This is a genomic window from Streptomyces sp. R21 (assembly GCF_041051975.1).
Classification (GTDB): domain Bacteria; phylum Actinomycetota; class Actinomycetes; order Streptomycetales; family Streptomycetaceae; genus Streptomyces.
On sequence record NZ_CP163435.1, the window covers coordinates 8,038,696 to 8,052,656 of the forward strand.

The window sequence follows — 13,961 nt, forward strand, 5'->3', positions numbered from 1 at the left end:
CTGACCCTGCGGAGAAACCCTAGGAACGCCATGCTTCGATCGGGTTGCCCAGCCAACGGGTGTCGTCGGGAACGGACTCCGCCGCCATCACGAGCGATGCGGGACCCAGAGTGGAGCGGGCGCCGACCGTGCTGCCGGGCAGGACGATTCCGCCAGGACCCAGCGTCGCGCCCTCACGGAGGACCACAGTATCCGTCCGCAAGATCCGGTCGTGGAAGAGGTGGGTCTGCAGGACGCAGCCGCGATTGACGGTCACCGCGTCCCCCAGGGTCACCAGATCGGTCTCCGGCAGCCAGTAGCTCTCCACCCAGGCGCCCTTGCCGATCCGGGCACCGAGCCCGCGCAGCCACGCCGTCATCAGCGGCGTCCCGGGCACGGCCCCGGCCAGCCACGGCACCGCCACGACCTCCACGAAGGTGTCGGCCAGCTCGTTGCGCCACACGAAACCGCTCCACAGCGGGTGCTCACCCGCGCGGTGCCGCCCGACCAGCAGCCACTTCGCCACGACCGACAGCCCGCACGCGAGGACGCCCGCGGCCAGCAGCACCAGCCCGGCCAGCAGCGGCGCCCACCCGCCGAGCACGCACAGCGCGGCCACCGTCAGCACCGCGAGGGCCGCCGAGCAGAACACCGGCACGATCCGGCACAGCTCGACCAGCCCGCGCGCCCACAGCAGCCGCGCCGGCGGGTCGTACGTACGGCTCTGGTCGCCGTCCGACGCCGCACGCGGCAGCTTCACCGGCGGCAGCCCCAGATACGAGCTGCCCTTCTTCGCCTTCTTCGGCGTCGCCGACAGTACGCCGACCAGGCCGCCGTCCGGCACACTGCGCCCCGGCGCGGTCATTCCCGAGTTGCCGAGGAACGCCCGCCGCCCGATCTCGGCCCGCCCGATCCGCAGCCAGCCGCCGCCCAGCTCGTACGGCGCGGTCAGCGTGTCGTCCGCGAGGAAGGCGCCCTCGCCGACCGTGGTCAGGCTGGGCAGGGCGAGCACCGTGGAGACCTCGGCGCCCCGGCCGATCTTCATCCCGAGCAGCCGCAGCCACACCGGCGTGATCAGCCCGGCGTACAGCGGGAACAGCGTCTCGCGGGAGCGGTCCATCAGCTGCGTGACCGTCCAGGCCTGCCAGCCGATCCGGCTGTGCGTCGCATGGGCGCCGGTCCGCAGACCCAGACTGAGCAGCCGTACGGCGATCAGCAGCAGCAGCGCGTACGCCAGTCCGAAGGCCAGCGTCGCCGGAACCAGCGCGAGCGCGGCACCCCGCAGCGCCTCGGCCATACCGGCGTCAGGAGTCACGAAAAGGCTCACCACCAGCAGCGCGGCGAGCGCGGCGATCACGGGCAGCGCGCTCAGCGCGAAGCCGGTAGCGCCGTACATCGCCCGCCAGTACGTCCCGCGCCGCGGCCGGTCCTTGGGCCAGGCACGCTTCGCCTTGCCGAGCTTGACGGCGGGCGCCCCGGCCCAGCGCTGACCGGTGGGCACCTGCCCGACGACGGCGGACCCGGGAGCCACCTCGGCCCGCTTGCCCACCCGCGCACCCGGGAACAGGATGCTGCGCGTGCCGACCACCGCGCCCGCGCCCACCTTCACCGCGCCGATCTCCAGCCGGTCGCCGTCCAGCCAGTGCCCGGACAGGTCCACCTCGGACTCGACGGCGGCGCCCCGTCCCAGCTTCAGCAGGCCCGTGACCGGCGGCAGCGAGTGCAGATCCACCTCGGGGCCGATCTTGGCGCCCAGCGCCCGCGCGTACCGCTCCAGCCAGGACCCGGTCAGCGAGGTCGCGCCGCTGAACTCGGCCAGCCGCTCGGCCGTCCACAGCCGCATGTGCAGGCTCCCGCCGCGCGGATAGCGGCCCGGCCGCACGTTCCTGAGCAGCAGCCGCGCCCCGCCCGCCGCGATCGCGAGCCGCCCCGGCGGGCTGAACAGCAGCACCGCCCCGGCACCCACGAGCCACCAGGACGCGGTCGGCGCCCACGGATACGCGCCGAACAGGTGCAGTACGTTGCCGAGCGCGGCCACCGCCACCGTCCAGCGCAGCCCCATCAGGGTGAACAGCGGGACGAGCAGCAGGAGCTGGACGGCCTTGGCGCGCAGCGGGACCGGCGCGACGATCCGCTCGGCGCCGTCGTCCTGCGCGGACTTCTCCAGGTGCCGGGCGAGCTTGCGCAGCACGGGCTGCTGGTAGATGTCGAGGACGGCCGCGCTCGGGTAGCGGGTGCGCAGCCGGGTGGTGAGCTGGGCGGCGGCCAGACTGCTGCCGCCGATCGCGAAGAAGTCGTCGCGCGCGCCGGAGACCGGGATGCCCAGCACCTCGCTCCACTGCTCGGCGAGCCATGCCTCCGTGCCGTACAGCTGCTCGGTCGGACCGCTCTTCTCCAGGTCGGCCAGCGGCCACGGCAGCGCGTTCCGGTCGACCTTGCCGGAGGTGCGGGTCGGCAGGTCCTCGACCGGCGCGAGCAGCGGGACCAGAGCGGCGGGCAGCTCGGCGCGCAGCTTCTCGACGGCGGTGGCGTGGTCCCAGCCGTCCTGGGTGACGACATAGCCGACCAGGAGCTGGTTGCCGCCGCGGGCGGTGCGCACGGCGGCGGCGGCGCCCGCGACCCCGGGCAGCGCCTGGAGGGCGGCGTCCACCTCGCCCAGCTCGATGCGCCGGCCGCCGAGCTTGATCTGCTCGTCGGCCCGGCCCAGGAAGATCAGACCCTCCGGCTCGGCCTTCACGAGGTCGCCGCTGCGATAGGCGCGCTCCCAGCCGAGGGACTCCAGCGGCGCGTACTTCTCGGCGTCCTTCTCCGCGTCGAGATAGCGGGCCAGGCCCACGCCGCCGATCACCAGCTGCCCGCTGGCGCCCATCGGCACCGGCTCCCCGGCCTCGTCGACGACGGCAAGCTCCCAGCCGTTCAGCGGCAGCCCGATCCGGATCGGCTCCTCGCCGGTCAGCAGCGAGGCGCAGGCGACCACGGTGGCCTCCGTCGGCCCGTAGGTGTTCCACACCTCGCGCCCCTCCGTCACGAGGCGCTGCGTCAGCTCGGGCGGGCAGGCCTCGCCGCCGAAGATCAGCAAGCGGACGTCGTTGAGGGTCTCCGGCTCCCACAGCGCGGCCAGCGTCGGCACTGTCGACACGACGCTGATCTCCTGCTCCACCAGCCAGGGCCCCAGGTCGGCGCCGCTGCGCACCTGGGAGCGCGGCACGGGCACCAGACAGGCGCCGTAGCGCCAGGCCAGCCACATCTCCTCGCAGGACGCGTCGAAGGCCACCGAGAGACCCGCCATGACCCTGTCACCCGGACCGATGGGGTCCTCGGTCAGGAACAGCTCGGCCTCGGCGTCCACGAACGCGGCGGCGCTGCGGTGACTCACCGCGACACCCTTGGGCTTCCCGGTGGAACCGGAGGTGAAGATGATCCACGCGTCGTGCTCGGTGCCGGGGCGGGCGGCCGGAGTCTCGCTGCGGCCCAGCACGGTCAGCTCGTGCCCGGCCCCGATGACCGCGCGCACCTCCGCCTCGCCGAACACCAGCTCGGCCCGCTCGTCCGGGTCCTCGGCGTCCACCGGCACATAGGCGGCGCCTGCGGCCAGTACGGCGAGGATGGCGACGTACAGCTCATTGGTGCCCGACGGGACGCGCACGCCGACCCGGTCGCCGAGCCCCACCCCTGCCGACGCCAGCCGCCGCCGCAGCGCCTCGACCTCGACGGCCAGCGCACGGTAGCTCAGCCGCACGGTCCCGTCGTCCAGGGCGAGCTCACCGGGGTACGACCGGACGGACGCCTCGAAGACATCGACGAGCGTGCGCGCAGAGGCCGCGGATCCCGCACGGAAGCGGGCGACATCGCCGAACGGATCGGTCAATTCCCCGTCGAGCAGGGTGAGATCGGGACTCTCGTGCAGGGCGGCCATCGGATCCTCGCGTCTCGACCCGGAACACCCGGGGCGCCGGGCGGGCCCGCAGGTCTGCCTGGGGATGTTCCGCTACGACTCCGAACAAACCCAATACTTTAGTACCGGGGCGACTACGGCCTGTCGTGAACGCCAAGTCAGGGCGTCCGCGCGGCGACTTGAACGTGTACGGCCGTATGCCCTGAGCTGAGGCTTTACCGGTGTAAGGAGAGGTGCGCCACACTTTGACCCTACCTTGCGCACAACGAGTGAGGGCCGTGACCAGATGGTCACGGCCCTCACTCACTGAGTGTGTCCGAGGGGGGACTTGAACCCCCACGCCCGATAAAGGGCACTAGCACCTCAAGCTAGCGCGTCTGCCATTCCGCCACCCGGACAAGGTGTCTGTCGCGCGGGGTTTCCCTCGCGGCGACAGAGGAAACATTACCAGGCTTTCGAGAGCCCCTGATCACCCCCTGACCACCCCCTGTTCCGGCGTGAACGGCGTGTGACGGGCCGGGTCCTGCCTTGGGGCGGACGGGGGGTCGGAGAGAGGATGAGGGGGACCACCAGCAGTGACAGTGGGAGGAAGCAGCGTGAGCGAGTCCAGCGCGACCAAGGGCGTCTCCGGCGAGGACGAGGTCGTGGACCTCTGTCGCGAGCTGATCCGGATCGACACCAGCAACTACGGCGACCACTCCGGACCGGGAGAGCGCAAGGCCGCCGAGTACGTGGCCGAAAAGCTCGCCGAGGTCGGCCTCGAACCCAAGATCTTCGAGTCCCACCAGGGCCGCGCCTCCACGGTCGCCCGTATCGAGGGCGAGGACCGCTCGCGGCCCGCGCTGCTCATCCACGGCCACACCGACGTCGTACCGGCCAACGCGGCGGACTGGACCCACGACCCCTTCTCCGGCGAGATCACGGACGGCTGTGTGTGGGGCCGGGGCGCCGTCGACATGAAGGACATGGACGCGATGACCCTCGCGGTCGTCCGCGACCGGCTGCGCACCGGACGCAAGCCCCCGCGCGACATCGTGCTCGCCTTCCTCGCGGACGAGGAGGCGGGCGGCACCTGGGGCGCGCGGCACCTGGTCGACAAGCACCCGGACCTCTTCGAGGGCGTCACGGAGGCGATCGGCGAGGTCGGCGGGTTCTCCTTCACCGTCAACGAGAAGCTGCGGCTGTATCTCGTGGAGACGGCGCAGAAGGGCATGCACTGGATGAAGCTGACCGTGGACGGCACCGCCGGGCACGGTTCGATGATCCACAAGGACAACGCCATCACCGAACTCTCCGAGGCCGTCGGGCGGCTCGGGCGGCACAAGTTCCCGGTGCGGGTCACCAAGACGCTGCGGCACTTCCTCGACGAACTCGGTGACGCGCTCGGCACGGAGCTCGACCCGGAGAACATGGACGAGACGCTCGCCAAGCTCGGCGGCATCGCCAAGCTCATCGGTGCCTCCCTGCAGAACACCGCCAACCCGACCCAGCTGGGGGCCGGTTACAAGGTCAACGTGATCCCGGGGCAGGCGACCGCGCACGTCGACGGGCGGTATCTGCCGGGGTACGAGGAGGAGTTCCTCGCCGACCTCGACCGGATCCTCGGCCCGAACGTGAAGCGCGAGGACGTGCACGGCGACAAGGCGCTGGAGACCACCTTCGACGGCGCGCTCGTCGACGCGATGCAGACCGCGCTGGTGGCCGAGGACCCGATCGCGCGCGCCGTGCCGTACATGCTCTCGGCCGGCACCGACGCCAAGTCCTTCGCCGACCTCGGCATCCGCTGCTTCGGCTTCGCGCCGCTGAAGCTGCCGCCGGAGCTGGACTTCGCGGGCATGTTCCACGGCGTCGACGAGCGGGTGCCGGTGGATGCGCTGAAGTTCGGCGTGCGCGTGCTCGACCGCTTCATCGAGGCGTCCTGAAGGCAGGACTTGAAGGTGCGTCCTGAATTGCTCCGATGAAACGAAACTCCAATATTCGCCAGCGCGTGCGGACCCCACTGAGAAGAGTGAATGCGACCATAAGCTCGTAGCTCCATTACTCCCTCCTCGTTACAGGTGATGCGATCCGAAGCTGGGATCGCATTTGCCAACAAGGAGGAATAATGATCAAGAAGGTCGTCGCCGCTGCGGCTGCCACTGGTGGCCTGGTTCTCGCGGGTGCGGGCCTGGCTGTCGCCGACGCGGGTGCCCAGGGTGCCGCTGTGCACTCCCCGGGTGTCGCGTCCGGCAACGTCATCCAGGTGCCCGTTCACGTCCCGGTGAACGTCTGCGGCAACACGGTCTCCGTGATCGGGCTGCTGAACCCCGCCTTCGGCAACACCTGCATCAACAAGTGACGTTGTGCCTCACCCCATGAGGGACATTCCCTGAAGGGAATTCCCCTCGGGGTCTGAGTCGGTCGGCTCCGGAGTGCGCGCCATGCGCTCCGGGGCCGACCGGCTTTCGGCGCACGCGCAGGGGGTGCGTGCGTTTCCGGACGGTCCGCACATACGGACTCAGGGACGAAGGCAGGGAATAGCTATGCGACAGGTCACCCGCAAGGGCCTGATGACGGTGGCGGCAGCGACCGGCGTCATCGCCGCCGCCGGCGGCTACGCACACGCCGACTCGGGTGCGAGCGGCTCCACTTCGGACTCGCCCGGCGTGCTGTCGGGCAACACGGTGCAGGCGCCGGTGCACGCGCCGGTCAATGTCTGCGGCAACACCGTGAACGTCATCGGGCTGCTCAACCCGGCGGCGGGCAACAAGTGCGTCAACCAGGGCGGGGGCGGAAGCGGTTACGGCACATCGTCCGGCGGCGGGTCCCACGCCGGCGGGCACGCCACCGACTCGCCGGGCGTCGGCTCCGGCAATCACGTGGAAGCGCCGGTCGACGTGCCGGTCAACGTCTGCGGCAACAGCGTCACCGTGGGCGGGCTCGGGAACGGGACCACGGGCAACGCCTGCGGGAACGGCACAGGGGGCGGTCGCACGACCACGCCTCCGGGTGGCGGTCACCAGACGCCGCCGCCGGGCAGGCCGGGCCACCCCGACCAGCCGGGCCACCCCGATCGGCCCGGTAACCCCAACCACCCCGGCAACCCGGATAATCCGGACCACCCGGACCACCCGGACCACCCGGGCAAGCCGGGAAACCCGGAGCACCCCGGCAACCCCAGCACGCCGCCCGGAACGGGCGACGAGCACCAGGGCGGTTCCTCGGGAGCCAATCACCCCGGGGCGCAGTCCGTCACCCAGCCCCTCGGTGCCGCGCAGCTCGCCCACACCGGCAGTGACCTGCCGCTGGGCCTGGTGATCCCGGCGGGCGCGAGCGCACTGCTCGCGGGCGCCGTGCTCTACCGCAGGGCGCGGTCGGCGGCGTAGTCCGCGGGCGGAAGGAAGCGGGTCCACGCACGGGTGAGTGAGCACAGTCACACGCACATGTGGGCAAAGCGCCGCACACTTCCCCTACGGCGTGCAGAACGGAGCGGGCCCCGCCTCGGCGGGGCCCGCTCCGTTTCAGCCTTGTCTCACCATGTGGCGCGCACCTGGCGGATGATCCGCCGGCGCAGCCGCACCTTGCGGCTGCCGTCGGGATGCAGGCTGAGTCGGTCCAACTCCCAGTGTCCGTACTCCGCATGGTCCGTCAGCAGGCGTGTGGTTTCCTTGCGGGAGACCCCGCGCGGTACGTACACGTCGACAAATTCGTATTCCGGCATCGCATCTATTGTGCGGGCAGAGGCCGTGTACGGATAGCGTCTGCACTATGTCTGATGCTGTGCAGCCCACCGCTGCCGAGGTACGCGCCGCCGCCGAGGCGGTCAAGACCGCGCTCGACCGCCACCTTGCGGCTGTCGAGCGCAGGTCGGGCGATGACGACCCGGCCGTCTACGAGGCGTTCAACGAGCTGGCCGCGGCGGCCGAGGATTACGACGAACTCCTCTACGACCGCTACGACGAGGTCACGCCCTTCGAGATCCCCGGTTCGGAAGACACGCTGCCGCCGTACACGGGCCCGGAGGAGCCGAACGCGCTGAGCGTGCTCATCCGCCGGGACTACGCGGTGGTGGAGCCGCAGCGACTGCTCGCCCAGGCCCAGCGGGTGGAGGCCGTCGAGGAGGACGCCATCGTGGGTGAGGGCGTCGAGGCGTCCGGCACGGTCCATGGGGCGCTCGGTGTCCTGTTCGGCGAGTTCGAACCGGACGAGATCGCTTCCCGGCACAAGGAGTTCGGCCTGGAGGAGGGCGACTCCACGCTCTGGGTCACCGCCGCGGACGAACCGGCCGAGCCCGGCGAGTGGCTGGAGTCCCCGTTCGAGCAGACCGATCCGCAGCGCGTCGTCTGCCGCTTCGACGTCAGCGCGGTCTTCGACGACGAGTCGGAGGACGACCTCGACGGGGAGGACGACCTCGTCCCGGGACCCGGGCTCGACGGCGATCTGGACGACGCCGGTGATCCGGACGATGACGCCGATCTGGACGACGACGGCGATCTGGAGCCGTTGGACGCGGATCGCTGAGGACCTTAGAGGTGGCGGTCGCCGGTGAGCCGGTGGCCGCCACCTCTCTGTGTGCCCGGCCTGCTCAACCGGCCGCCGGAACCTGCGCCTTGAGCAGCACCGGCAGCCGGGTCGTGCGCGGCTTCTGCGGGACCTCGGCCACCGCTCGCGGCAGCGCCTGCTCCACCCCCTGCACGACGGACAGATGGCGCTCGGCGCGGCCGAAGGCCGTGTAGATCCAGGGCCGGGTCAGCGCCTGCGCGGCGTCGCCGGGGAGCACCACGACCGCGGCGGGCAGCCGCAGGCCCACCGCCTGGTGCGCGGTCAGCGCCCAACCGTGCCGCACCGACTGCTCGACCCGTTCCTTCGCCACGACGACGGGGGCGCCCGCGCACTCCAGGTGGAGTCCCTCGGTGTCGGCCTTCACCACCTGCCCCGGCACCGTACGGCCAGGGACGGGGGAGTAGGCGATCCGGTCGCCCGGGTCGAAGCCGCCGAAGCGGCCGGGGCCGGGGTTCAGCCGTTCCTTGAGGGCCGCGTTCAACGCGCGTGTACCGGCCGCGCCGCCGTGCCCCGGCGTGATCACCTGCGTCTGCTCGGCCGGGATGCCGAAGGCGCGCGGTACCGAGTCCGCGACGAGCTGGACGGTGCGGTGCACGGCCTCCCCGGCGTCCCGCACCGGGACGATCACGACCTCCTTGCCGGGCGCCTCGACCTGGTTCAGCTCGCCGATGCCGATGCCGGAGACCAGCTCGCCGATCGGACCGGGGTCGGGCGTCCGCGAGGCCACCTGCGGGAACACCTTCGAGGCGAGCAGATCGGCGAAGACCCGGCCCGGGCCCGCGGACCACAGCACCCCCGGGTCGCCACTCAGCACCAGGCGCGCCCCGTCCGGCAGGGACTCCACGAGCAGGGCCGCCGTCTCGACGTCGAGCTGCGGGGCGTCCAGCACGACCAGCAGGTCCAGGGCGAACGCCCCGTCCGCGTCGCGGCCCGGCCCCTCGGCCCCGGACAGCAGACCGGCGACCGTGGTCACGGCGTCGCCGTGCTCTTCTCCGGTGGCTCCTGTCTCGTCCGCGGTGCCCGTCGACTGCTGTGCGGCCGCGACCAGCTCCGCGAACCGGCGCTGTCCGTCCGCGGTGTGCGTGGCCGCGTACGCCCGCAGGCCGAGCGCGCCGGCCGCCGCGACCAGCGCCGCCGGTTCCGCGCGGGACTCCTCGCCGCCGGTGTGCAGCACCAGGCCGTGACCGGCGACGGCGCGGATCAGCTCCGCGGCGGACCGGGTCGCCGACTCGGCGGCCCGGTCCCAGCCGGTCGCGTCCTCCTTCGGCAGCGCGTTGACCACTCGGGCGAGGCCGTCGGCGAGGCTCTCCTCGGCCAGGGCGTACCGCTCCAGGCCGATGAGGACGCGGACCGGCTGCTCCTCGGGCTCCTCCGTCTCGTCCTCCGCCTCCCGCGCGGGCGCGGCGGCCACGGTCGTTTCGAGGGCGTCCTGGAAGACCAGGGCCTCGCCCTCCGCGAGGGCGCTCTGCACGGCCGCGTCCGGGTCCGGCACCGAGCGCTGCGCGAGCGCCGCGGTGAGTGCGGGGGCGTCGAGGGCGGTGTGCCCGGCGAGGGCCGCCTGCTCAAGGAGCCAGACGGTGAGCGCCCGGCCCCGCCGCTCGTCGTCGGGTCCGCACTCCGCGCCGAGCAGCGCCCGAGCGAACCCGTCGGCCTGCTCGGGCCGCACCGTGGAGACCCGGAGCAACTGCCACGGATCCTCGCGCAGTTCACCGTCCGCGCCCTCGCCGAGGGCCGCGACGACCTGCGGTGCGAGTGCGTCGGGCGCGCCTGCCTCGGTCAGCACGGCCCGTACGGCGTCGAGGGTCTGCGGTGCCACGGCCGACGGTGTGACGGGCGTGGCGGCCACGGGATCCGGTCGTCGCACCGGCTCCGGCGCTGTCCTGCGGGGCGCCGGCTCGGGCTCGCGGAAGGCGGAAGCCGGTGGCTTGGCGCCGCTCTCCACCGCCCGTACGGCGGCGAGCAGGTCGGCGGCGGTTCCGCTGAGCTTGGCGCCGGCCTCGACCGGGCCCTGCTTCTCGGCCTTCCGCTGCGCGATCCGCTCCCGCAGCTCCCGCTGGGCCGCCAACTCGGCCTGGGCCTCGGACAGTTCCGCCGGGGCGGCGGCTTCGGTGGCCTCGGTCGTTTCGGTGCCTTCGGTTGCTTCGGCGGCGATGCTCTCGTCGCCGCTTTCGCCGTCGGTCGCCGCCTCCGCCGCGGTCCCGGTCTCCGGCGCGCCGTCCTCCGTACCGGCGCCCGGGGCCCCCGGCTCCGCTTCCTCCGTGGTCTCGGGCTCCGTGCTCACAGCGTGCTCCAGTCGTGATCGGGATAGTGGTGCACGGGCGCTGACACGTCGTCGAGCGCCCGGCAGATCTCGTCAGGAAGACTAAGGGTCTCCACTGACAATGCGGCCGTGAGCTGCTGCGCGTTGCGCGCGCCGATCACCGGGGCGACGACTCCCGGGCGGTCGCGGACCCAGGCGAGGGCCACCTGGAGCGGCGTCACCGCGAGACCGTCCGCCGCGGTCGTCACCGCGTCCACGATGCTGCTCGCCGCGTCGTCGAGGTACGGCGCGACGAAGGGGGCCATGTGCGAGCCGCCCCGGGAGTCGGAGGGCGTCCCGTCCCGGTACTTGCCGGTGAGCACACCCCGCCCGAGCGGCGAGGAGGGCAGCAGGCCGACGCCCAGGTCGAGGGCGGCGGGCAGCACCTCCCGCTCGACGCCGCGCTGGAGCAGCGAGTACTCCATCTGCGTACTGGCCAGCCGGGTGCGCACACCGGGCGCCGCGAGCTGCCACGTCGCCGCCTTGGCGAGCTGCCAGCCGCAGAAGTTGGACACGCCCGCGTACCGCGCACGGCCGCTGCTGACGGCGATGTCGAGCGCCTGGAGGGTCTCCTCCAGCGGTGTTCCGGGATCGAAGGCGTGCACGTGCCACACGTCGACGTAGTCCGTGCCGAGCCGGGCCAGCGATGCGTCGAGCGCGGCGAGCAGATGCCCGCGCGAGCCGTCGAAGCGGCGGTCGGGGTCCGGGACGCTCCCCGCCTTCGTCGAGATGACCAGGTCCCGGCGCGGCACGAGCCCTTCTATGAGCTGTCCGAGCAGATACTCGGCCTCCCCGTCGCCGTACACGTCCGCGGTGTCGACGAGGGTCCCGCCCGCTTCCCAGAACACCTTCAACAGCTCCGCGGCATCGTGCTCGCCGGTGTCCCGTCCCCATGTCAGCGTGCCGAGTCCGATCCGGGACACACGCAGGCCCGTACGGCCGAGATGCCTCTGCTCCATGGACGCCGAGATTACTGGCCGGAACTCGGTACGTGGGGGCCCTGTGGACAACCTGGATCACCGGGACCTCCCGGCACGGGCCCCGATCGCCGAAACCCGTCCCTGCCACCGGGTCCACCAGCGCGCTAGTGTCTCCGGCACAAGGGACGTTACTGATCGGTAAGGGGATCGGCCATGCAGCTCGGGATCAACCTCGGCTACTGGGGCGCGGGAATGGACGCGGACAATCTCTCCGTCGCCCAGGAGGCCGACCGGCTCGGCTACGCCGTCTGCTGGGCCGCGGAGGCCTACGGCTCCGACGCGGCCACCGTGCTCAGCTGGGTCGCCGCCCAGACCGAGCGCATCGACGTCGGCTCGGCCATCTTCCAGATCCCGGCCCGCCAGCCGGCGATGACCGCGATGACCGCGGCGACCCTCGACTCGCTGTCGGGCGGCCGCTTCCGCCTCGGCCTCGGTGTCTCCGGCCCGCAGGTCTCCGAGGGCTGGTACGGCGTCAAGTTCGACAAGCCGCTGGCGCGCACCCGCGAGTACGTCGAGATCGTCCGCAGGGCCATGACGCGCGAGCGCCTGTCGTACGAGGGCGAGCACTGGACGCTGCCCCTGCCGGGCGGCCCGGGCAAGCCGCTCAAGCTGACCGTGCACCCGGAGCGCGAGCACATCCCGCTGTACATCGCCGCGATCGGCCCGAAGAACCTGGAGCAGACCGGCGAGATCGCCGACGGCGCCCTGCTGATCTTCCCCTCGGCCGAGCACATCGAGGACACCGCGCTCACGTACCTGCGTGCGGGCCGCGAGAAGGCCGGCAAGACGATGGAGGGCTTCGACGTCTGCCCGACGCTGCCGCTCGCCCTCGGCGCCGACAAGGACGTGACGGCGCTGGCCGACATGTTCCGCCCGTACACCGCCCTGTACGTCGGCGGCATGGGCAGTCGCAAGCAGAACTTCTACAACCAGCTCGCCCAGCGCATGGGATACGAGAAGGAGGCCGCCGAGATCCAGGACAAGTACCTGTCCGGCGACAAGGAGGGCGCCGCGGCCGCCATTCCGCACGCGCTGATCGACCAGACCACGCTGCTCGGCTCCGTCGACCGCATCGCCGACCGGATGAAGGCGTACGCGGCTGCCGGGGTCACCACATTGACGCTGGCCCCGGCCGGCTTCACGCTCGACGAGCGGATCGCCTCGCTCCGGGCGGGCTCCGAGGCCCTGGAGCGCGCCGGGCTGGCCTAGGAGGCCCGGACCCACCTCGCATGAGGCGGGAGAAGTTCTGCGGCCGTGGTGGGGGCTCGGGGGGTCTTCCCCGCCACGGCCGTCACGGGGAACAACGCGCCAGGGCCCCGGTGGGTTACGCGCCGGAGCGTCCCTTGTCATCCTTCGTTTGGCGGATTTGTCCGACACATCGGTTGCCGCGCTCCTGACATCCCATTTGACTCGGTTTCTGCCTAACCCTGCATGGAGGTGCCAGTGATGCTTTCGGCCAAGAGCCTGTTCCAGGAAATCCTCGACAACGACGAGTCGTTCCGGCTCTTCTGCTCCATCGCCGCCAGCGGGGAGACCCAGGGAGGCTGGGAGAACGCGCGGATCGCCGCCCTCGTCCCGCCGGGCGAACGCGAGCTGGCGCCCAGGATCACCCGGCACGGCGTCGACGAGGACAAGCACGGCCGGATCTTCAACGCCCTCATGAAGAAGCGCGGCCTGAGCCCGGTCGAGGTCCCGGCGGACACCGACTACACGATGCTCCTTGAGCGGCAGGGGATCGGCCTCGCGCACGACAAGCTCAAGAGCGACGAACCGCTCTCCGTGCAGGACATCGTCACCTATCTGGCCCACAGCCGCGTCACCGAACAGCGTGCCTCCGAGCAGATGGACCTGCTGCGCAAGCACTTCGCCGACCATCCCGACATCGGCCGCGCGGTGAAGATGATCTCGAACGACGAGGACAACCACCTCGCGTACTGCCACGAGGAACTGCTGCGGTTCGCCCATGCCGGACACGGCCCAGCCATCCACCAGACCCTGCGCGAGTGCGCCCTCGCCGAGATCCGCGTCTACCGCGACGTCAGCCTCGCCGTGATGGACCACATGGGACGCATCCTCGGCTGGCCGAAAGCCAAGGCGTCGGTCCTCGCCGCGGGCATCCACGCGGTCTACGCCTACGAGCGCATCGCCGGCTGGCGGCGCATGGTCTCGCTGAAGATGCCCGAGCGCCGCGACGCGCTGGGCGGGCCGGCGACCGCCGCACCCGAGTTCGCCTAGGAACGCGCCGGGCACGCATGCGTGGCGCTCG

At 71.9% G+C, this 13,961-nt stretch carries 10 protein-coding genes and 1 tRNA gene; 6 read left to right on the top strand and 5 right to left on the bottom strand.

Annotation, left to right across the window (positions count from 1 at the left end):
• Positions 1 to 19 precede the first annotated feature (19 nt).
• Together AB5J56_RS35810 and AB5J56_RS35815 are read right to left on the bottom strand one after the other, a co-directional pair.
• Positions 20 to 3,895, bottom strand: a complete 3,876-nt coding sequence (locus tag AB5J56_RS35810; protein WP_369239049.1) for a Pls/PosA family non-ribosomal peptide synthetase — start codon at positions 3,893 to 3,895, stop codon at positions 20 to 22.
• Positions 3,896 to 4,187: 292 nt separating this feature from the next.
• A tRNA-Leu gene (locus AB5J56_RS35815) sits at positions 4,188 to 4,272 on the bottom strand.
• A gap of 198 nt (positions 4,273 to 4,470) precedes the next feature.
• On the opposite strand from AB5J56_RS35815, the gene AB5J56_RS35820 reads away from it, so the two are divergent.
• The 3 genes from AB5J56_RS35820 (at position 4,471) to AB5J56_RS35830 (ending at position 7,239) form a co-directional block, all read left to right on the top strand.
• Positions 4,471 to 5,796: a M20/M25/M40 family metallo-hydrolase gene (locus AB5J56_RS35820; RefSeq protein WP_369239051.1), complete on the top strand. Its 1,326-nt coding sequence runs from the start codon at positions 4,471 to 4,473 to the stop codon at positions 5,794 to 5,796.
• A gap of 182 nt (positions 5,797 to 5,978) precedes the next feature.
• Positions 5,979 to 6,212 (top strand): chaplin ChpH, encoded by a 234-nt coding sequence (chpH, locus tag AB5J56_RS35825; protein ID WP_200700911.1) that lies wholly within the window; start codon positions 5,979 to 5,981, stop codon positions 6,210 to 6,212.
• A gap of 184 nt (positions 6,213 to 6,396) precedes the next feature.
• Entirely contained in the window at positions 6,397 to 7,239 is an 843-nt protein-coding gene (locus AB5J56_RS35830) for a chaplin (protein ID WP_369239054.1), read from the top strand.
• 146 nt (positions 7,240 to 7,385) lie between these two features.
• Here AB5J56_RS35830 and AB5J56_RS35835 read toward each other — a convergent pair whose 3' ends face one another.
• Entirely contained in the window at positions 7,386 to 7,574 is a 189-nt protein-coding gene (locus AB5J56_RS35835; RefSeq protein ID WP_054231126.1) for a DUF5703 family protein, read from the bottom strand.
• 47 nt (positions 7,575 to 7,621) lie between these two features.
• Here AB5J56_RS35835 and AB5J56_RS35840 point away from each other — a divergent pair, with 47 nt between their 5' ends.
• Positions 7,622 to 8,374, top strand: coding sequence for a hypothetical protein (locus AB5J56_RS35840; RefSeq protein WP_369239057.1), 753 nt, complete (start codon positions 7,622 to 7,624; stop codon positions 8,372 to 8,374).
• A gap of 64 nt (positions 8,375 to 8,438) precedes the next feature.
• On the opposite strand, the gene AB5J56_RS35845 is transcribed toward AB5J56_RS35840, so the two are convergent.
• Both AB5J56_RS35845 and AB5J56_RS35850 read right to left on the bottom strand, forming a co-directional pair.
• Positions 8,439 to 10,697 carry a helix-hairpin-helix domain-containing protein gene (locus AB5J56_RS35845; protein WP_369239059.1) on the bottom strand — a complete coding sequence of 753 codons (2,259 nt, stop codon included), beginning with the start codon at positions 10,695 to 10,697 and terminating at the stop codon, positions 8,439 to 8,441.
• On the bottom strand, positions 10,694 to 11,674 hold the full coding sequence (locus AB5J56_RS35850) for an aldo/keto reductase (RefSeq protein WP_369239061.1): 981 nt from the start codon (positions 11,672 to 11,674) through the stop codon (positions 10,694 to 10,696). Before AB5J56_RS35850 ends, AB5J56_RS35845 begins: the two co-directional genes overlap by 4 nt.
• 174 nt (positions 11,675 to 11,848) lie before the next feature.
• On the opposite strand from AB5J56_RS35850, the gene AB5J56_RS35855 reads away from it, so the two are divergent.
• Together AB5J56_RS35855 and AB5J56_RS35860 are read left to right on the top strand one after the other, a co-directional pair.
• Positions 11,849 to 12,904 (top strand): LLM class F420-dependent oxidoreductase, encoded by a 1,056-nt coding sequence (locus AB5J56_RS35855; protein ID WP_369239063.1) that lies wholly within the window; start codon positions 11,849 to 11,851, stop codon positions 12,902 to 12,904.
• A 237-nt stretch (positions 12,905 to 13,141) separates the two neighbouring features.
• The gene (locus tag AB5J56_RS35860; protein ID WP_369239065.1) at positions 13,142 to 13,930 is read left to right on the top strand and encodes a ferritin-like domain-containing protein; all 789 of its coding nucleotides are present in this window, start codon (positions 13,142 to 13,144) and stop codon (positions 13,928 to 13,930) included.
• Positions 13,931 to 13,961: the final 31 nt, after the last annotated feature.